Here is a 17,783-nt window from a genome sequence, read left to right on the forward strand (position 1 = left end):
AGAAACCCATGGCAACAAAATACCCTCCCGAAGGTATTTTTTTGGAGGAGGGTCCTGCCCTGGCCGACCTCAACGGCCGGTCAGGGCAGGACGGTTCAGCTCACCGGAGCACCACACTCCCGTCGAACAGCACCCCTGTCGAAGCGGGGCCCGGTCCGCGCACTCAGGAAGCGCCAGCCCCGCCCGGTCCCGTGCGCCGCGAGGACGGGGTCCTCGCCGACGACCACGGGCCGTCCCACCAGCGACAGCATCGCCAGATCGGTGGCGTGGTCGCCGTAGGCCCAGCAGTCCCGCGCGCGGGCGCCGAGGCTGCCGATGAGGCCGGCCGCCGCCTCGGCCTTGGCCGCCCCGATCATGGGCCGGCGGACCTCACCGGTCAGAACTCCGGCGGCGTCGGCGAGTTGCTCGGTGGCCAGCACGTGGCGCACACCGAGATCGTCGGCGACGGGCTGGACCAGGGCCGCGCCCGAGCCGGTCACGAGCACCACCTCGTCGCCCTCTCGCTGGTGGTCCCGCAGAGCCCGCAGGGTCTCGGACAGATAGGCCTGCGGGCCGCCGCGGTAGCGCGCGTACCACTGGCGGGCCGCTGCCTCCAGCGAGGACCGGTACGCCCCGGCGAAGAGCGCGAAGTAGGCGCGGTTCAGGGTCTCCCGGTCGGCGCCGCCGGTGCTCGGCCGGGTGACCGGCGGGCGGCCCGTGCCTGAGGGCCACGCGGACCAGAAGTGCCAGAAGCTCAGCATGCTCTTGTCCGCGAGCAGCGTCTCGTCCACGTCGAAGAAGGCGATGCGCCCGCTCACCGCGCCCCCTCTGCGGCTCGCGCCGTGCGCAGGGCGTCCGCGTAGTGGGCGGCCGCCGGGGCGAACTTGAGGGTGCCGTGGGCGCGCGCCGTGGTGATGTCCCGCCAGTGGCGCTGCAGCGCGTCGTCCTCGTCGAGGGCCCGCGACCCCGCGGTACGGAAGATCTCGTCCACGGCCGCGCCGCACAGTTCCACCGCCACGACGACGTCGCGCTGGTTCTCGGCGACGAGCACGGGCGTCACCACTGCGTGGTCGGCGCGCTGCGCGGCCCGCTCCAGGAGCAGGCGGGCGCACTGGATGTGCGCGGACGCCCTGGCCAGCACCTGCTGCTGGGCGGCGACAGCGTTGTCAGGGAGTGTCCGGGCGGCCTGCTCGTCCCACCAGGAACGCAGCGCTCCCTCGGCGGCCCCCAGCACCGGTGCCGCGAAGATCAGGGCGGCCACCAGGGGAAACGGCACGGTGTGGCAGCGTGCGGCGTGCGGCTGGACGCGGGCGAGATCACGCAGCGAGAAGCTGAGGTGGCCGGGGACGAGGACGTCGGCCTCGACGGTGTTGCTGCCGGTCCCCCGCATCCCCACCGGGCGCCAGGTGGGCAGCACCTTCACCTCCGAGCGCCGTACGGCGAAGATCCGGTGCTCCGTCGCCCCGCCCGGCGCGTCGCCGTCGGCAGACGCGTCACCGTCGGCCGGCGCCCAGGAGGCGAGCAGCACCCAGTCGGCCTGGTCGACGCCGCTGGCCATCCTCCACCTGCCGGTCAGCCGCCAGCCGCCGTCCACCGGTACGGCACTGCCCTGCGGCGGCACCACGGACGCGGCCACACACACGTCCGGCCCGTCGCCCCACACCTCCTGCTGTCCGTCCTCGGGCAGATAGGCGGCGAGCCTGCCGTGCGCCGCGTACCGCGCGGCGCACCAGGCGGTGGACGCGCACGTCTCCGCCAGCAGCGAGACCGCGTCCAGCAGCGCGGTGAACGTACCGGCCCCGCCGCCCCAGCGCGTGGGGACGAAGTGCCGTGCGAACCCGTTCGTCACCAGAGAGTCGGCGAGCCGGTCGGTGAGCCGGCAGGCCTCGTCCAGCAGCGCCCGGTCCTCGCGGGCGACATCCAGCGTCTTGCCCAGATCGCTCAGCACGCGGCAACACCGGCCCCCGCCATGAGGGCGTCCGGCCGGGTGGCCGTACCGCCCTGGACCAGCGCGGTGGCCAGGGTGCGCGGACCCTGCTGGGCCGCCAGCCGGTAACTGCCGGGCCCTTCGGGCTCCGCGACGATCGTCACGGGCTGTCCCAGCTCGCCGAACGCCAGGAACGACGCCTGCACGGAGTCGACCGCCCAGTCCCTCGAAGCGTCCCCCGAGGCGTCCCCCGAGACATCCTGCGCGGCGCGGACCAGGCAGGCCTGCCGGAACGCCTCCACGAGCACCATGCCCGGGACGTGGTCGCTGCCGTGGTCGAACAGGGCGGGGTGGCCGGTCTCCCCCCTCAGCCGCCATCCCGACGCGGTGTCACCCGTGTCCGCCAGCAGCACGGCGTCGTCACGGTCGCGGCCGACAGCGGCCGGCGACAGCACCCGCGCCTCCACGACGGGGTCGATGACGTCGAAGGGCGCGGCCGCCGCGGCGCTGCGGCTGCGCACGAGGGCGTACTGCGCGGGCGGCAGAGCGTCCCAGCGCATGGCGGCCCGGCCCACGACACGGCCGCCGACGACGATGGCCGCCTCGGACTCCAGCCGCACGCGGCGCGAACTGCCCGGCACACGGCGCACCTCGACGTCGAAGACCACGTCGGCCCCCTCACCGCTGTCCCGCAGCGGCGCGTCCAGGTGGAACTCGAAGCCGTGCAGGACGAACGCGTGGCCCTCCGGAACACCGTAGAAGCGGTGGGAGATGCAGATCCCCGCCTGCCGCATCGTCTCCACGACCACGAGCGAGTCACGTCTGCCGTCGGCCCCCCGGTGGTGCAGCAGGTGATCGTCGGGCCAGCGCCCGCTGACCGCGTAACGGTCCCCGCCCAGTGGGCGGACGGCTAAGAGCAGGACCTCGGCGTCCGCGGTCTTGTGCACCAGAGTGCGCGGAACATGGGAATCGCCGCCCTGGTCCACATTCCCGGCACCGGACGTCGTGGGCGCTATGGGCGCCATGGATGCCATGTCGATGTCGTACACGTTTTCCCCTCCCCTGGAAACGGCCACGCCACGACATCGGTGACCGTGAGTAGTGCTCGGTCACCGATTGTTCGGGCGATTCGAAAATATACCTCCGGGAAGGTATATTGCAATGGCCGTTCGGTACGGTCCAGACCGCCTTCCGCACGGCGCGGGGGCACGCGGGTACGCAAGGACACGAACCAAGAGGCGGAGGCACACGTGGAGTACAGCAAGAGCCAGGCCACGTTCCCGGCACCGGAGCGCCCTCGACAGGCACCCGGCCGCACACGCCAGGCGCGCAGCCCCGAACTGCACCAGGAACGGGCCGTCCAGACCCGCACACAGATCCTCGACGCGGCCGCCCAGCTCTTCGACGAACGCGGATACGGAGGCACGTCCGTCAAGGACGTCGCCGACCGCGTCGGCATGACCAAGGGCGCGGTCTACTTCCACTACCCCACCAAGGAAGCCCTCACCATCGCGGTCGTGGAAGCGCACTACGAGCGCTGGCCCCTGCTCCTGGAGTCCGTCCAGAGCAAAGGGCTCGGCCCCCTGGACACCGTGATGGAGCTGCTCGACCGCACCGCGGAAGCCTTCTGCGACGACTCCGTCGTCCAGGGCGGAGCACGCCTGCAGATGGAACAGCCCCTGCCCGACGGCGTACTCCCCGTGCCCTACGTCGGCTGGATCAGCCTGCTCGAACAACTCCTCGTCGAATCGGAGGAGGCCGGCGAACTGCGCCCCGGAGTCACACCTTCGGCAGCGGCCTGCGCACTCGTCTCCGCCTTCTTCGGCACCCAGCACATCTCCGCACGGCTCAACCGCCGCAAGGACCTCGTCCAGCGCTGGGCCGAGACCCGGAACCTCATCTTCACGGCCCTGCGCGCCTGACGGGCGGCATCGCCGTTCCCGGCAGCTCCCGCATCAAATCGCCGAGCCCGCCGGCACGGCGCGGCACCTCATCGAGCTCGCCTCGATGCCCTGTGCCCTGATCCCTGTGCCCTGATCCCTCTGTGCCCTCTCAGCCGGCGTGAAGGATCCGAAAGCGACCGGGTTCCGCCGGATCCCGGTCGACGACTTGGACCGGCGTCCAGGCCCACTGCCACACGCTGATGCCCGGCGTGCGCGAGAACTGGATCTGCCCGCGGGTGCCTTCGACGGCGACGCTCGGCCAGGACTCGGCGGTGCGCGCCCGGTCCACGCCGTGAGAACGCAGTACATCGGCGAGGACGGCGACCGTGTCGTAGCCCTCGAAGGCGACGAAGGAGGGCGCTTCGGCCAGCCGTTCGCGAAGGGCCGTCCCGACGCGTGTGCCGAGTGGGCCGAGGCGCTCGGGCAGGTAGCGCAGGAACGGGATCGCGGCGCCGTCGCCGCCCAGCGACGTCGCCCATGCGGCGAACTCCGGTTGTCCGGCCGGAGCGCCGATCATGATCTCGGCGAGGCGCTCGTCGCGGCGGACGGACCTGACGATCGACACGGCCGGCTCCGGGTTGCCGACCAGAAGGAGGAGGGCTGTCGCGCGATGGTCGACGAGTTCCTCGCACAGGGCCCCGGGATCGAGCGCGCGCATGTCGAGTTCGATGACGGTGCCGCCGCGCGGAGCGAGGTGGTCCCTCAGAATGCGGGTCCCCGACGCCCAGTAGACACTCGGCTCGGCCGCTACGGCGACGCGACGGTGGCCCGCGCCGAGGAGGAAGTCCGCGTAGATCCGCCAGCCGTGGGACTGCGCCGGGGCGAGACGCGCGACCCGTTCCGTCGGCTGTTCGGTGAGCGCGTCGAGGACCGCCGACGAGCAGAGGAACGGCAGGCCGAGGGCGTCGGCCCTGGCGGCAGCGGCGCGAGCGACGACGCTGTGGTACTCCCCCGCCAAGGCGGCCACGCCCAGACCGGCCAGTTCGTCCACGGCCGCCACGGCCCTCTGTGGATCAGCGGCGGTGTCCCGGACCACCAGCTCCAGTGGCCTTCCGGCGATCCCGCCGCCGTCATTGGCGTCGCGAACGGCCAGCTCGAGTCCGGCGAGCAGGTGTCGGCCCGCCTCGGCCCAGCCGGGCCGGGTCAGCGGAACGAGAGCGCCGATCCGGACGGACGATCCGTCGGTCCGTTCCTCTTCATCTCCCCGTGGCGGGCGCACCTGGTTGACCATGCCGGACATTGCAACCACCGCCATCGCCAACAGGCAACCGATTAAAGGTCGTGTGCCATGGCCGAGGGCCAGGTGGCCGCTGTCCCGCCTGTTCACATCGCGCGTCGGTCAGGAGGACGCCTCCGCTGCGGGGCCCCGTGACAGCTCATAGTCCGGCCGTGTGACATGCCCGGCCGAATACGGCCGCACGGTGTGCCGGTCCGGCCCGTCCACGGCGCAGGGTGCTTTGGTCGGGGCACCGGGCATGCGACGGCTCCTGCATCCGGCCTGTTCCGTCCTGCATCCGCACGGGTGGGCCGTTCGCCTCGGACTCCCCTGCGCGTCGCCCGCTCCCGGCAATGCGTGCCGTCCGAAACGCCGAAGGAGTAACCGTGATGGCAGGAAAGGCCGACGACAGCCGTCAAGCGATGTCCGTACCGCTCCTCAAGGGCCAGAAGGCACTGGTGACCGGCGCCAACTCGGGTATCGGCCTGGCCACCGCCGTGGCCCTGGGCCGGGCCGGGGCTGACGTCGTGGTGAACTACGTCGTCGGTGCGGAGGAGGCCGAGAAGGTCGTCCAGCAGATCCAGGACTTCGGGGTCCGCGCCTACGCCCACGAGGCCGACGTGTCCGACGAGGACCAGGTGGTCGCCATGGTCGCCCGGATGGTCGAGGAGTTCGGCACCATCGACATCATGGTGGCCAACGCGGGCCTCCAGCGGGACGCGGCGGTGACCGACATGACGCTCGCCCAGTGGCAGAAGGTCATCGACGTCAACCTGACCGGTCAGTTCCTGTGCGCCCGGGAGGCCACCAAGGAGTTCCGGCGGCGCGGTGTGGTGGAGGAGGTGTCCCGGTCGGCCGGGAAGATCATCTGCATGAGCTCGGTCCACCAGATCATCCCGTGGTCGGGGCACGTGAACTACGCCTCCTCCAAGGGCGGTGTGTCCATGCTGATGCAGACGCTCGCCCAGGAGCTCGCCCCCGAACGGATCAGGGTCAACGCGATCGCGCCCGGCGCCATCCGCACACCGATCAACCGCGACGCCTGGTCCACCCCCGAGGCCGAGGCCGACCTGCTGCGTCTCATCCCGTACCGGCGGGTGGGTGATCCTGACGACATCGCGAGCGCCGCCGTCGCACTGGCCTCCGACCTGCTCGACTACGTCGTCGGCACCACCCTCTACGTAGACGGCGGGATGACGCTCTTCCCCGGCTTCGCCACCGGAGGCTGACCCCCGATGCGGGATCACGTCACGCCCCGCCGGGTGGTGATCATCGGCGGGGGTTTCGCCGGGCTGTTCGCCGCCCGCGCGCTGCGGCGGTCACCGGTCGCCGTGACCGTGGTCGACCGCCGTGCCCACCACCTCTTCCAGCCACTGCTCTACCAGTGCGCCTCCGGAATCCTGTCGGAGGGGCAGATCGCCCAGCCGCTCCGCAAGGTCCTGCGCCGCCACCCCAACGTGGACTGCCTGCTCGCCGAGGCCACCGACGTGGACGCCGAGGCCCGGCTGGTCCACGCCCGGCGGCCCGACGGCGGGGCTCTCGAGCTGCCGTACGACGATCTGATCGTCGCCGTCGGTATGCGCCAGTCCTACTTCGGGCACGACGAGTTCGCCGTACACGCCCCCGGCATGAAGACCCTGAACGACGCGCTGGACATCCGACGACGGCTCTACCGCGCGTTCGAGATGGCCGAGACGGCCGCTGACGCCGAGGAACGGCGGCAGTGGCTCACCTTCGCGCTCGTCGGCGGCGGGCCGACGGGGGTCGAACTCGCCGGGCAGATCCGGGAGATCGCCGGCCACACGCTCGACCGGGAGTTCCGGACGATCGACTCCGCCCAGGCGCGCGTGCTGCTCTTCGAGGGCTCGGACGACGTGCTGGGCGCCTTCGGCCCTCACCTGGCCCGTCGCGCGGCCCGGACCCTGCGGAGTCTCGGCGTGGAGCTGCATCTGGGCACGTTGGTCACCGACGTCGGCGCGCACGGCCTGACGGTGCGGGACCGGGCCGGTACGACCACCCGGTTCGCGGCACGCACCGTGCTGTGGACGGCCGGGGTCGAGGCGCCGCCGATCGCCGCGGCGCTGGCCCGGGCGACCGGCGCCACCCAGGACCGGGCCGGGCGCATCGCCGTCCAACCCGACCTCACCCTTCCCGGTCATCCGGAGATCCGCGTCACGGGCGACGTGATGAGCCTGAACCGGCTGCCGGGCCTGGCCGAGGTCGCCATGCAGTCGGGCGCGTACGCCGGCCGGGCGGTGCGCCACGCGGTGGAGGGCAGGACGAAGAAGCCGAAGCCCTTCACGTACCGGGACCTCGGCAGCGCCGCCTACATCTGCCGTGGCCGGGCCGTCGTCAAGATGGGCCCGCTGCACCTGTCGGGCGTACTCGGCTGGTTCGTCTGGCTCTTCATCCACATCGCCTTCCTGACCGGGTTCCGCAGCAGGCTGGGAGCGGTGCTCAGCTGGGCCGTCACGTTCGCCACCAGTGCGCGGCGCGAGCGCGCCTTCACCTCGTCCGGCGGCGTCCCGCGGGACAGACCACCGAGGCGCACATGACCGGCACAGCGATCCTTCTGGCGGCCACCCCGCCCCAGCTCCTGCCGGCGCGCGAGATGATGGCCTTCACCCTCGCCATGCACATCCTGCTGGTCCCGTTCGGTGTGGCACTGCCGTTCATCACCCTGCTGATGCACTACCGCGGACTCCGCCGCGACGACGCCGTCGCCCTCACACTCGCCCGGCGCTGGTCGGCGGTGATGGCGGTCCAGTTCGCCATCGGTGTCGTCACCGGCACCGTCCTGTCCTTCGAGTTCGGCCTGCTGTGGCCCGGGATGCTGGGCCGCTGGGGTGATGTCTTCGGCCTGGGTTTCGGGGTCGAGGCATGGGGGTTCTTCCTGGAGGCCGTTCTGATCGCGATCTACCTGTACGGCTGGCGCCGGCTCAGACCCTGGACGCACTTCTGGCTCGCGGCACCGCTGCCACTGGCCGCTCTGCTGGGGGCGTTCGGCATCATCGCGGCCAACTCCTGGATGAACACCCCGCGCGGGTTCGCCCTCGACGCCCGGGGCAACCCCGTCGACGTCGATGTGCGCAAGGCGGTCTTCACGCCGATCTTCGGCGCGGAGTACTGGCACTTCGTGGTGGCGATGTTCCTGACCGCCGGCTACCTGGTCGCCGGCGTGTACGCGGTCGGCTGGCTGCGCGGGCGCCGCGACCGCTACCACCGGCTCGGCTTCACGCTGCCGTTCACCGTGGCCGCGATCCTCACACCGGTCCAGTTCGTGATCGGCGACTCCGCGGCCCGGTCCGTCTTCCACAAGCAGCCGGTCAAGTTCGCCGCCATGGAACTCGTCTGGGACACGGACACCCATGTGCCCGAGTACCTGTTCGGACGGCTGAACAGCGACGGGACGGTCACCGGCGGACTGAAGATTCCCCAACTGGACTCGATCCTCGCCGGTTTCAAGCCGAGCACCCAGGTGACCGGGCTGACGTCGGTACCGGCCTCCGACCGCCCCACGGTCGTCCAGGCCACCATCGCCCACTGGGCCTTCGACATCATGGTCACCATCGGCAGCCTGCTGATCCTGCTCGCGCTCTGGTACGGCTGGTGCTGGCTGCGGCGCCGGGACCTGCCCCGCAGCCGCTGGTTCTTCCGCTGCGCGGCGGTCGCGGGAGTCGCCTGCCTGGTGACCGTGGAGTGCGGCTGGATCACCACGGAGGTCGGCCGCCAGCCCTGGATCGTCTACGACCACATGAGGGTCTCGGAGGCGGTGACCTCCACCGGCGCCGGATCTCTGTGGACGATCCTCGGCATCGTCATCGTCCTGTACGCGGCCGTCTTCGGCTCGTTCCTCGCGGTCCTCCTGAAGATGCGGACGCGCTGGCGCATCGCCGACGAGGGCTACGGCGCCGCGGGGGCCGCACCGCCCCCTGAGACCGACACACCGTACGGGCCCAGGGAGCCCGAGCCCGCGGCGGTCCGGGCCACGCCAGGCCAGGGGTCCGACCGCTCCGCGGGCGGTTCGTCATGATGGCCGATCTCATCGCCTGGGTGCTGGTGATCGCTGTCGCGGCCTACGCCTGCGCCGGTGGTACCGACTACGGCGCCGGCTTCTGGGACCTGCTGGCCGGAGGAGCCGAGCGCGGCCGGCGGCCCCGGTGGCTCATCGACCATGCCATGGCACCGGTCTGGGAGACCAACAACGTCTGGTTGATCTTCGTCCTGGTCATCATGTGGACCGGCTTCCCGACGATGTTCCAGGCCGTCTTCACCGCGCTGTGGCTGCCCCTGGTCCTCGCCGCCGTCGGGCTGGTGCTCCGCGGCGCCGGGTTCGCCCTGCGCAAACCGACCCGCCGGCTGGCCCAACGGCGGCTCTACGGGGCGATGTTCGCCGTCTCGTCACTGCTCACACCGTTCTTCCTGGCAGCGTCGCTCGGCGGCGTCGTCTCCGGCCGGGTCGCGGTCGGCACGACCGCCTCCGCGGACGCCTGGGCCAATCCGACCTCCGTCGTGGCGGGTCTGCTGGCCGTCGCCGCCGCCGCGTTCCTGGGGGCGGTGTTCCTCTGCTCCGACGCCCGGCGCTTCGGTGCCGACGACCTCATCGGCTACTTCAGGCTGCGCGCGCTGTTCGCCTTCGCCGCCGTCGTCGTCCTCGCGCTCATCGGCCTGCCCGTCACCCACGACGACGCCCGGTATGTCTGGGACGGCCTCACCAGGGGCTGGGGCCTGCTGCTGGTCGTCCTGGCCGCGGTCTGCGGTCTGGCCACGGTGCTGTTCCTGCTGCGCCGGTCCTACGGCTTGACCCGCTACACCTCGGTGGCGAGCGTCGCCCTGATCGTCGGTGCCTGGGGCCTCGCACAGCGGCCCTATCTGCTGCCCACCTCGCTGACCGTGGCCCAGGGGGCCGGTGCCTCGGACACGCTGCGCTGGCTGGCGATCGTCACGGTCATCGCCGTCGTCGTGGTCGGCCCCGCTCTCGTACTGCTCTACCGGCTCAGCACCATGGGCGAGTTGGAGCCGCTCACGGATGCCGACACCGGGGCCGCCAGAACGCCCGGGGACAACCTCTGACGGCACCCTGGCCGGCGATTCGTCAGCTCAGCCGTGCGGCGATGTGCTCGCCGACCCGCAGGGCGTTCGCGATGGCCGTCAGTGACGGGTTCACCGCGCCGATGCTCGGGAAGAAGCTGGTGTCCACGACGTAGAGGTTGTCGAGGTCGTGGGCCTTGCAGTGGACGTCGAGCGCCGAACTTCTCGGGTCCTCACCGAACCGTACGGTGCCCGCCTGGTGCGCGGTGGCTCCGATCGGCATGCCCTTGTGCAGGTAGATGCTGTGCGGCAGCAGATGCTGCTCGTGCATGCCCAAGTGCCCGAGCATCCCCTGCAGTTTGTGCCGGAGGCGATGCAGCCCGGCGGTGTTGTTCTTCTCGTCGAGGGCGAGGTGGATGCGGTCGTCCTCGTCCAGCGTGACGCGGCTCTCGGGCAGCGGCAGGTCCTCCCCGCACAGCCAGAAGTCGACGGCGTGGTGCGCCAGCATCTCGAACGGCATGTCGGGTGCGACCGCACCGGCCCAGCGCGGCGCCTCGCCGTGGATCTGGTCGGTGTCCGACTTGCCGAGCATCTGGATGCCGCCGAGCGGGAAGTCCCAGTCGTCCGCGCCCAGGTACCAGTCGTTCAGGGCCATCGTCTTCTGGAACCTGGTGGGGTTGGGTTCTTTGGACACCGCCATCAGGGCCAGGTTGTTGTGCCGCATGTAGTGGCGTCCCACCACGTCCGAGCTGTTGGCCAGTCCTGCGGGATGGCTGTCGTTGGCCGAACGCAGCAGCAGGACGGCGGAGTTGACCGCCCCGCAGGCGACCACCACGATGTCGGCGCTGAACGACTCGGTCGCGTCCCCGAGTTGGGTGATCACCCTGGTGACGGTGCGTCCGGTCGGGTCGGTCTCCAGGCGCCGCACCTGGGCGCCCGTCAGCATCGTCACGTTGTCGTGCTCCAGCGCCGGGTCGACGCAGATCACCTGGGCGTCGGACTTGGCGCCCAGCAGGCAGGGGAAGCCGTCGACCCGGTCGCAGCGGATACAGACGCTGGAACGGGTGGCCCCGCCGTGCTCGTCCTGGGTGAGGTTCACGCCGATGGGCAGATGGAAGGGCCGCAGTCCCCTCTTCTCCAAGTCGTCGCTGAGCTGCTGGATACGCGGCTCGTGCTCGACGGGAGGGTGCGGGTACTGGCCGCTCGCCGGACCCTCGGTGGGGTCCTCACCATGCCGCCCGTGCACCAGGTAGAGCTGCTCGGCCTGCGTGTAGTACGGCTCCAGGTCCTCGTAACGGATCGGCCAGGCCGGTGAGATGCCGTCGTGGTGGCGCAGTTCACCGAAGTCCTCGGGCCGGAGCCGGAAGAGCGCGGCGCCGTAGAACTTGGTGTTGCCGCCGACGTAGTAGTTGACCTCCGGGGGGAACTCGTTGCCGTGCTTGTCGAACCAGAACTCCGGGGCACGGTACTTGCCCTTGACGAAGACGGCGGTGGAGTCCCAGTTGTCCCGCTCCCGCGGCAGGTAGTCACCGCGTTCCAGGATCAGGATCCGCTTGCCGGTGGGGGCCAGCCGGTGGGCGAGAGTGCCTCCGCCCGCTCCCGTACCGATGATGATGACGTCGTAGTGGTGGTCGTCAGCCATGCGGCCTCTCGTTCCAGGAGGGAAACCTTCATGCCTGTTTTCGATGTCCGTTTTCGACGGTATCGACCCCTTGTGGGAGTGGCCACTCGAAGGGACTCGGCGATCGGACGGGGGACCGTTCAACCGTTCATGGGATCGCGCGCACGGCGTTCGCCGCCTCGTCGACGATGACCTGCTGGTCGGCTGCCGCGTCGACCGTCAGCCCCGGCTCGTCCGGTCGCAGTGGTTCGAGGACGGCGTACTGGGAGTCCTCCAGCCGGGCCGGCATGAAATGGCCCACGCGTCCGGCGACCCTCCGGCCGGCGGACGCCGGGTCGAGCTCCAGGTACAGGAACCACACGCCCGCGCCCGCCCCGCGGAACAGGTCCCGGTACGCGCGCTTGAGAGACGAACACGCCATCACGCCACCCCGGCCGGAGTCGGTCGCCTCGCGGATCCAGTCGGCGAGGGACAGCAGCCACGGCCGCCGGTCCTCGTCGTCGAGGGGACGGCCCGCGGCCATCTTGGCCCGGTTCGCGGCCGGGTGGAGCTCGTCCGCGTCCAGGAAGGGCAACCGGAGCCGCCGCGCGAGCAGTCGCCCCACGCTGGACTTCCCCGAGCCCGAGACACCCATGACCACGACGACCGTGGGCACCCCGGAGGCTGTCGGCATGTCCTCGGACTCAGAGGACGGCGATCGGGTTGACCGGTGAGCCGGTGGCGTCCGGCAGCCTGAGAGGGGCGACGACGCAGAGGAACGACCAGCGCCCCTCCGCCTCGCAGACCGGCGCGAGGTCCTCGAACTGCAGGTAGTCCAGCAGGTGAAGGCCCATGGCGTGGATCGCCAGCACATGGACGGGGAAGCCGACCCCCTCGGTGAGGCTGGGGGCGGTGTCGTTGTTCCCGTCGCCGCCGAGCACGGCGACCCGGCGGTCCGCCAGGAACTCCAGCGCGGACGGATGGAGCCCGACGCGCGCGTCCGCCACGTGCCACGCCCCCAGCTCGGCGCGGCGCCTGCGGTGGCCGACCCGGACGAACAGCAGGTCGCCCTCGGTCACACGGACGTGCTGGGCGCTCTCGGCCGCGCCGAGGTCGCCGGCGGTCACGTGGTCACCCGGTTCGAGCCATGGCAGGCCGCGCAGTCGCGGGATGTCCAGCAGCACGCCGCGTCCGACGATCCCGTCGTGGGCCGCATCCTCGATCGTGAGCGCCGTGGCACCGTCCGCGGTGACGGTGCTCGCGGCCACGCCGCCGTGCAGCGTGCCGTCGTAGACCACATGGCACAGGGCGTCGACATGGCTGCCGACGTCCCCGTGCACGTTCATGGCGAAGCCGTCCATGGCGAAGTGGAGTCCGCTCGTGGACTCGCCGGACCGTCCCGGCCACTGGCTCATCCGGTGCGTCGCGGGCTCCGGATCGTCGGGGCCGGGTGACGTCTGCACCGGTGCGGCCAGCGTGACCGTCCGGCCGGTGCGCACCTCGCGGGTGGCGGCCAGCACGCGGGCGGGAGTGAGTGCGGCCAGAGCGCCCCGGTCCCCCTCGGCCCAGGCGGCGCGCGAGGCCAGACGCCGGTACAGCGCGTCGAACTCGGCAGCGGTCAGCCATGACGGTCCTGCCGGACGGGCGTGCGTGGCCATGGGTCAGCGCCCGTCCACCGCGTCGAGCGACTCGTCGAGGGTGATGGCGGCCATGATCAGGGACAGGTGGGTGAACGCCTGGGGGAAGTTGCCGAGTTGCTCCCCGCTCGGACCGATCTCCTCGGCGAACAGCCCGGCGTGGTTGGCGTAGGTCTGCATCTTCTCGAAGGTGTAGCGGGCCTGGGACAGCCGCCCGGCGCGGGCCAGCGCGTCGACGTAGAGGAAGGTGCACAGGCTGAAGGTGCCCTCGGAGCCGCGCAGCCCGTCCGGCGACGCGGCCGGGTCGTAGCGGTAGACGAGGCTGTCGGAGACGAGCTTGCGGTCTATCGCGTCGAGCGTGGAGAGCCAGGCCGGATCCTGGGGAGCGATGAATCCGACCCTGGGCATGAGCAGCAGCGAGGCGTCCAGGACGTCGCCGTCGTAGTGCTGGACGAAGGCGCGCTCCTTCTCGCTCCAGCCGCGCTCCATGACCTGGTGGAACACGGCGTCCCTCGCCCCGCGCCACCGCTCCAGGTCGGCGGGCCTGCGGAAGGTGTCGGCCAGCCGCAGCCCGTGGTCGAAGGCGAGCCACGACATCACCCGGCTGTAGGTGAAGTCCTGGGCGCCGCCGCGGGTCTCCCAGATGCCCTCGTCCGGTCGGTCCCAGGCGTCGGTGAACCAGTCCAGTGTCCTGGTGAGTGTGCGCCATCCCTCGAAACTGGCCTGTGGCGCGATTTCCCTCCCCTGGGACACGGCGTAGAGGGCCTCGCCGTAGATGTCCAGCTGGAGCTGGTCGGCGGCGCCGTTGCCGATCCGGACGGGCGAGGAGCCGCGGTAGCCCTCGAAGTGATCGAGTGTCTGCTCCGGGAGGTCGGGACTGCCGTCGACCCGGTACATCGTCTGGAGCGGCTCCTCCTCCTTGCCCTCGCGCTCGCGCAGCCGTTCCACCAGCCAGTGCACGAAGCCGACGGCCTCCTCGACGAAGCCGAGGTCCAGCATGACCCGCACGGACAGCGCGCTGTCGCGTACCCAGGTGAAGCGGTAGTCCCAGTTGCGCTCTCCGCCGACCTGTTCGGGCAGCCCCGTGGTGGCCGCCGCGACCAGCGCGCCGGTGGGGGCGTAGGTGAGGAGCTTGAGGGTGATGGCCGAGCGGTGCACCAGCTCGGGCCACCGTCCCCGGTAGCGGGACTGACGCAGCCAGTGCCGCCAGAACCGGGCGACTTCGTCGAACTGCCCGGTCAGCCCGTCGACCGAGGGGACCTCGGGTGCCGTGCCGCCGGGCGCGCAGACGGTGAACACGGCGCCGCCGGACTCGCCGGCGCGCAGCCGCACCCTTCCGCGCACGTCCTGGCCCTCCCGCTCCAGCGGGAAGGTGGACCGCAGGTGCCCGTCGATCCCGGGGGCCCGGAACAGGGCGCCGTTCACACCGACTTCGAGCTGGTGCTCGGCCCGGCCGTAGTCGAAGCGCGGCCGGCACTCGAGTGTGAAGTCGACGGTCCCCCGCACGACACGGACCAGACGGACCAGGGTGTGCCGGTTCGTGACGGTGCGGCTCTCCTCCAGCGGCATGAAGTCGAGCACCTCGCCCACCCCGTCCGGCGACAGGAACCGCGTGACCAGGATGGCGGTGTCGGGGTAGTAGAGCTGTCGGCATGTTCCCTCGGGGTGCTCGGGGGACAGCCGCAGGTACCCGCCACGGTCGTGGTCGAGCAGGGCGGCGAAGACGCTGGGTGAATCGAACCGGGGAGCGGCGAACCAGTCGACGACGCCCTGTGACGAGACGAGCGCGGCGGTCTGGAGGTCGCCCACCAGGCCGTGCTCGGCGATGGGAGGGTAGCGGTCCATTGCGGCTCCGGAGTCTCGTGAGAAACCCCCTCCGTTCACTATCGGGCACCCCCGCCGCGTCTGCCATGTCGAGCCGGACGCCGACCATCCGCGCACGGCCCCGGCGCCGGCGGTCCCGGGCCACCACCGTCCCGGCCACCACCGTCCCGGCCGGCGCCGGCATCGGCGTCTCCCGCGCGTTCTCCGACGGGAGCCAGGCACGCGGTTCCCTGGCGCAACTCCACCTCAACAGCGTGTTGTTGATCGTGGCAGGCGTACTGAGGCTCACTGACGGCCTGGCGCCCCAGGGGTCACTCGGCGTTGGCCAGGATGTCGGTGAGTGCCGAGACGGCGTCCCGGGCGTCGGCTCCGACGGCGCGTACGGTCACGGTGCTGCCGGCCGTGGCTCCCAGCCCCATGACGCCGAGCACACCGGTCGGGTTGATCGTTTTGCCGTTGTAGTCGAGCTCGATGGTGCTGGAGAACCCGCTCGCGGCGCGGGCGAGCCGGCCCGCGGGGCGGGCGTGGAGGTTGGCCGGCAGCACCACCTGGGCTTCGTGGCGGACGGTCGTGGTGTCAGAGCTTGCGGACATGGCGGGCCTCTTCGGCTGAGGTGAGGACGGTCTGGAGGTCGGCGCCGGACGCGGCGGTGACGGCTGCCGCGACGGCCCCTTCGACGAAGGGAGCGTCAGCGATGACGACGTCGGGGCGGGGGTGGTCGTCGAGGACGGTACGGGCGGTCAGGACAGAGCTTCCGAGATCGGGAAGGACCAGGACGCCGCCGCCCCGGTCGGCATCCTTCATGGCGGAGAGAACGCGGTCGTAACTCGTGCCGATCCTGCCGTCGTCGGTCCCGCCGGCGGTGGCGACGGGCACGGCGTCGGAGCCGATCTGCCGCACCAGCAGGCACAGGCCCGCGGCGAGCTCGGCACTGTGGGACACGAGTACGATGCCGACGTGTGCGCTCATGAACAGTCACATTAAATCTCGGAACGCTGTTCAGCAATACTGAATCGGAGAATCTCCATGGTCCAGGCTGTGCATCGAGCGGTGCAGATCTTGCGGGAACTCGCCTCCGGCGGCCCCCGGCTGGGCGTGACGGAACTGGCCGAGCGACTGGGTGTCGCCAAGCCCACGGTGCACGCACTGCTGCGCACGCTGGAGATCGAGGGGCTGGTCTCGCAGGACCGGGACAGCTCGAAGTACCAGCTGGGGCCGAACCTGGTGCAGCTGGGCAACGCCTATCTGGACACCCAGGAACTGCGCACGCGATCGTTGACCTGGGCGGACGCTCTGGCCAACCGGACGAAGGAAGCCGTGTGGGTGGGCGTCCTCACGGGTGATCACGTGCTGATCGTCCACCACGCCTTCCGCCCCGAGGGGGCCGTGCAGATCCTCGAGGTGGGCGCGAGCATCCCGTGGAACACCTGCGCCCTCGGCAAGGCCATCGTGGCGGCGCTGCCCGCGGAGGAGCGCGACCGCCTGCTCGCCGGGGACCTGGCGGTACTCACCGGCGCCAGCCTGACCGGCCGGGAGGAGCTGGACCGGCACCTGCGGGACGTCTTCAGGACGGGCTACGCCGTCGAGGACCAGGAGTCGGCCATCGGGGACGCGGGCATCGCCTCGCCGGTCTTCGACCGCTCCGGCCAGGTGGTGGGCGCCATCGGCATCGTCGGCCCGGTCGAGCGCATGCTGGACGAACCGGTGCGCCAGGAACTCGCCGTCGCGGTCCGCGAGACCGCCCGCAACCTCTCCCGCGACCTGGGCGCCCCGCGCCGGGGCGCCCTCACCACGGGCATTTCCTGAGCGTGCCGGGGCCGGCCGGTGCGCCGACCTCTTGACAGGCGCGAAACGCACGTTTAACTTCCGGAACAACGTTCACCAATGGTGAACAATTGCGGAAAGATGGGATCGTCCAGTTCCCACAAGGTCGGCGGGTCCTACCCGAACGCGAGCCCGGTACCGATGCACCGATCATCGAATGGAGACCTCCATGGACACCGACCTCGCCCGCGCGTGGGTGCAGGCCATCGCCGTCGCCGTGGGCCGGCACAAGGACTACCTCACCCAGCTCGACTCGGCGATCGGCGACGCGGATCACGGGACCAACCTGGACCGTGGGTTCGCCGCGGCGGCCACGGCCGTGACCGACCTCGACGCCGACACCGTCGGAGCCGTACTCACCAAGACCGGCACCACTCTCATCTCCACCATCGGGGGTGCCTCGGGGCCGCTGTACGGCGGCGCGTTCCGCGCGCTGGGCAAGGCACTGGACGTTCCTTCCGCCGACCCTGAGGCGTTCGCCGCGGCTCTCGCCGCCGGGCTGGAGAGCATCCAGAAGCTGGGCACGGCCGTACCAGGCGACAAGACCATGATCGACGCGTACGCGCCTGCCGTCGCCTCCTTCGAGGAGCAGGCGCGTCGGAGAACCGGCTTCGCCACGGCCGCGGCGGCTGCCGCCGACGCAGCGGAAGAGGGCATGCGCGCCACGACACCGCTGCAGGCGCGCAAGGGCCGCGCCTCCTACCTCGGGGCGCGCAGTGTCGGCCACCAGGACCCGGGGGCCACCTCGACCGCCCTGATCTTCCGCGCCCTCGCCGACACGACGGCCCGTCCGTGACCTCCA

17 protein-coding genes are annotated in these 17,783 nt (G+C 71.2%); 7 read left to right on the plus strand and 10 right to left on the minus strand.

The genetic code is table 11. The annotated features are described in order from the left end of the window. Positions 1-95 precede the first annotated feature (95 nt). Genes AB0959_RS06900 through AB0959_RS06910 form a run of 3 tightly spaced genes read right to left on the minus strand, consistent with a single transcriptional unit; the run spans position 96 to position 2,955 of the window. Entirely contained in the window at positions 96-797 is a 702-nt protein-coding gene (locus tag AB0959_RS06900) for an HAD-IB family hydrolase (RefSeq protein WP_366825253.1), read from the minus strand. Continuing rightward, positions 794-1,927 carry an oxidoreductase gene (locus tag AB0959_RS06905; protein ID WP_366825254.1) on the minus strand — a complete coding sequence of 378 codons (1,134 nt, stop codon included), beginning with the start codon at positions 1,925-1,927 and terminating at the stop codon, positions 794-796. Before AB0959_RS06905 ends, AB0959_RS06900 begins: the two co-directional genes overlap by 4 nt. Further along, a complete protein-coding gene (locus AB0959_RS06910) occupies positions 1,921-2,955 on the minus strand; it encodes a ScbA/BarX family gamma-butyrolactone biosynthesis protein (protein WP_366825255.1) in 1,035 nt (344 codons plus the stop codon). Before AB0959_RS06910 ends, AB0959_RS06905 begins: the two co-directional genes overlap by 7 nt. 201 nt (positions 2,956-3,156) lie before the next feature. Here AB0959_RS06910 and AB0959_RS06915 point away from each other — a divergent pair, with 201 nt between their 5' ends. Then, a complete protein-coding gene (locus AB0959_RS06915; protein WP_366825257.1) occupies positions 3,157-3,828 on the plus strand; it encodes a ScbR family autoregulator-binding transcription factor in 672 nt (223 codons plus the stop codon). Positions 3,829-3,958: 130 nt separating this feature from the next. Here AB0959_RS06915 and AB0959_RS06920 read toward each other — a convergent pair whose 3' ends face one another. Beyond that, the gene (locus tag AB0959_RS06920; protein ID WP_366825484.1) at positions 3,959-5,089 is read right to left on the minus strand and encodes an ABC transporter substrate-binding protein; all 1,131 of its coding nucleotides are present in this window, start codon (positions 5,087-5,089) and stop codon (positions 3,959-3,961) included. A gap of 365 nt (positions 5,090-5,454) precedes the next feature. Here AB0959_RS06920 and AB0959_RS06925 point away from each other — a divergent pair, with 365 nt between their 5' ends. From AB0959_RS06925 to AB0959_RS06940, 4 genes are read left to right on the plus strand one after another with little or no spacing between them, the layout of a single operon-like run. Beyond that, entirely contained in the window at positions 5,455-6,294 is an 840-nt protein-coding gene (locus AB0959_RS06925; RefSeq protein ID WP_366825258.1) for an SDR family oxidoreductase, read from the plus strand. Positions 6,295-6,300: 6 nt separating this feature from the next. Beyond that, complete coding sequence (locus tag AB0959_RS06930) at positions 6,301-7,620, plus strand: NAD(P)/FAD-dependent oxidoreductase (RefSeq protein ID WP_366825259.1); 1,320 nt, start codon at positions 6,301-6,303, stop codon at positions 7,618-7,620. After that, positions 7,617-9,098 (plus strand): cytochrome ubiquinol oxidase subunit I, encoded by a 1,482-nt coding sequence (locus AB0959_RS06935; protein ID WP_366825260.1) that lies wholly within the window; start codon positions 7,617-7,619, stop codon positions 9,096-9,098. Before AB0959_RS06930 ends, AB0959_RS06935 begins: the two co-directional genes overlap by 4 nt. Continuing rightward, on the plus strand, positions 9,095-10,138 hold the full coding sequence (locus AB0959_RS06940; protein WP_366825261.1) for a cytochrome d ubiquinol oxidase subunit II: 1,044 nt from the start codon (positions 9,095-9,097) through the stop codon (positions 10,136-10,138). The genes AB0959_RS06935 and AB0959_RS06940 overlap by 4 nt, the downstream gene beginning before the upstream one ends. 22 nt (positions 10,139-10,160) lie before the next feature. On the opposite strand, the gene AB0959_RS06945 is transcribed toward AB0959_RS06940, so the two are convergent. The 6 genes from AB0959_RS06945 to dhaM form a co-directional block, all read right to left on the minus strand. Then, positions 10,161-11,738, minus strand: a complete 1,578-nt coding sequence (locus AB0959_RS06945) for a GMC family oxidoreductase (RefSeq protein WP_366825262.1) — start codon at positions 11,736-11,738, stop codon at positions 10,161-10,163. Positions 11,739-11,865: 127 nt separating this feature from the next. After that, positions 11,866-12,390, minus strand: a complete 525-nt coding sequence (locus tag AB0959_RS06950) for a gluconokinase, GntK/IdnK-type (protein ID WP_366825263.1) — start codon at positions 12,388-12,390, stop codon at positions 11,866-11,868. 10 nt (positions 12,391-12,400) lie between these two features. Then, on the minus strand, positions 12,401-13,354 hold the full coding sequence (locus AB0959_RS06955; RefSeq protein WP_366825264.1) for a cyclase family protein: 954 nt from the start codon (positions 13,352-13,354) through the stop codon (positions 12,401-12,403). A 3-nt stretch (positions 13,355-13,357) separates the two neighbouring features. Then, positions 13,358-15,178, minus strand: coding sequence for a glycoside hydrolase family 15 protein (locus tag AB0959_RS06960; protein WP_366825265.1), 1,821 nt, complete (start codon positions 15,176-15,178; stop codon positions 13,358-13,360). Positions 15,179-15,468: 290 nt separating this feature from the next. Beyond that, positions 15,469-15,750 carry an HPr family phosphocarrier protein gene (locus tag AB0959_RS06965; protein ID WP_366825267.1) on the minus strand — a complete coding sequence of 94 codons (282 nt, stop codon included), beginning with the start codon at positions 15,748-15,750 and terminating at the stop codon, positions 15,469-15,471. Next, positions 15,734-16,126, minus strand: coding sequence for a dihydroxyacetone kinase phosphoryl donor subunit DhaM (gene dhaM, locus AB0959_RS06970; protein ID WP_366825268.1), 393 nt, complete (start codon positions 16,124-16,126; stop codon positions 15,734-15,736). The genes AB0959_RS06965 and dhaM overlap by 17 nt, the downstream gene beginning before the upstream one ends. 57 nt (positions 16,127-16,183) lie before the next feature. Between dhaM and AB0959_RS06975 the strand changes: the two genes are divergently transcribed. Together AB0959_RS06975 and dhaL are read left to right on the plus strand one after the other, a co-directional pair. Then, positions 16,184-16,963: an IclR family transcriptional regulator gene (locus AB0959_RS06975; RefSeq protein WP_366825269.1), complete on the plus strand. Its 780-nt coding sequence runs from the start codon at positions 16,184-16,186 to the stop codon at positions 16,961-16,963. 187 nt (positions 16,964-17,150) lie between these two features. Next, the gene (dhaL, locus tag AB0959_RS06980; protein ID WP_366825270.1) at positions 17,151-17,777 is read left to right on the plus strand and encodes a dihydroxyacetone kinase subunit DhaL; all 627 of its coding nucleotides are present in this window, start codon (positions 17,151-17,153) and stop codon (positions 17,775-17,777) included. Positions 17,778-17,783: the final 6 nt, after the last annotated feature.

The organism is Streptomyces sp. NPDC046862 (genome assembly GCF_040704615.1).
Classification (GTDB): Bacteria; Actinomycetota; Actinomycetes; order Streptomycetales; family Streptomycetaceae; genus Streptomyces.

What these genes read in the sequence shown, in the direction of transcription:
- AB0959_RS06920 (WP_366825484.1), bottom strand. Translation starts at nt 5,089, where the DNA reads ATGTCCGGCATGGTCAACCAGGTGCGCCCGCCACGGGGAGATGAAGAG.
- AB0959_RS06925 (WP_366825258.1), top strand. Translation starts at nt 5,455, where the DNA reads ATGGCAGGAAAGGCCGACGACAGCCGTCAAGCGATGTCCGTACCGCTC.
- AB0959_RS06930 (WP_366825259.1), top strand. Translation starts at nt 6,301, where the DNA reads ATGCGGGATCACGTCACGCCCCGCCGGGTGGTGATCATCGGCGGGGGT.
- AB0959_RS06935 (WP_366825260.1), top strand. Translation starts at nt 7,617, where the DNA reads ATGACCGGCACAGCGATCCTTCTGGCGGCCACCCCGCCCCAGCTCCTG.
- AB0959_RS06940 (WP_366825261.1), top strand. Translation starts at nt 9,095, where the DNA reads ATGATGGCCGATCTCATCGCCTGGGTGCTGGTGATCGCTGTCGCGGCC.
- AB0959_RS06945 (WP_366825262.1), bottom strand. Translation starts at nt 11,738, where the DNA reads ATGGCTGACGACCACCACTACGACGTCATCATCATCGGTACGGGAGCG.
- AB0959_RS06950 (WP_366825263.1), bottom strand. Translation starts at nt 12,390, where the DNA reads ATGCCGACAGCCTCCGGGGTGCCCACGGTCGTCGTGGTCATGGGTGTC.
- AB0959_RS06955 (WP_366825264.1), bottom strand. Translation starts at nt 13,354, where the DNA reads ATGGCCACGCACGCCCGTCCGGCAGGACCGTCATGGCTGACCGCTGCC.
- AB0959_RS06960 (WP_366825265.1), bottom strand. Translation starts at nt 15,178, where the DNA reads ATGGACCGCTACCCTCCCATCGCCGAGCACGGCCTGGTGGGCGACCTC.
- AB0959_RS06965 (WP_366825267.1), bottom strand. Translation starts at nt 15,750, where the DNA reads ATGTCCGCAAGCTCTGACACCACGACCGTCCGCCACGAAGCCCAGGTG.
- dhaM (WP_366825268.1), bottom strand. Translation starts at nt 16,126, where the DNA reads ATGAGCGCACACGTCGGCATCGTACTCGTGTCCCACAGTGCCGAGCTC.
- AB0959_RS06975 (WP_366825269.1), top strand. Translation starts at nt 16,184, where the DNA reads ATGGTCCAGGCTGTGCATCGAGCGGTGCAGATCTTGCGGGAACTCGCC.
- dhaL (WP_366825270.1), top strand. Translation starts at nt 17,151, where the DNA reads ATGGACACCGACCTCGCCCGCGCGTGGGTGCAGGCCATCGCCGTCGCC.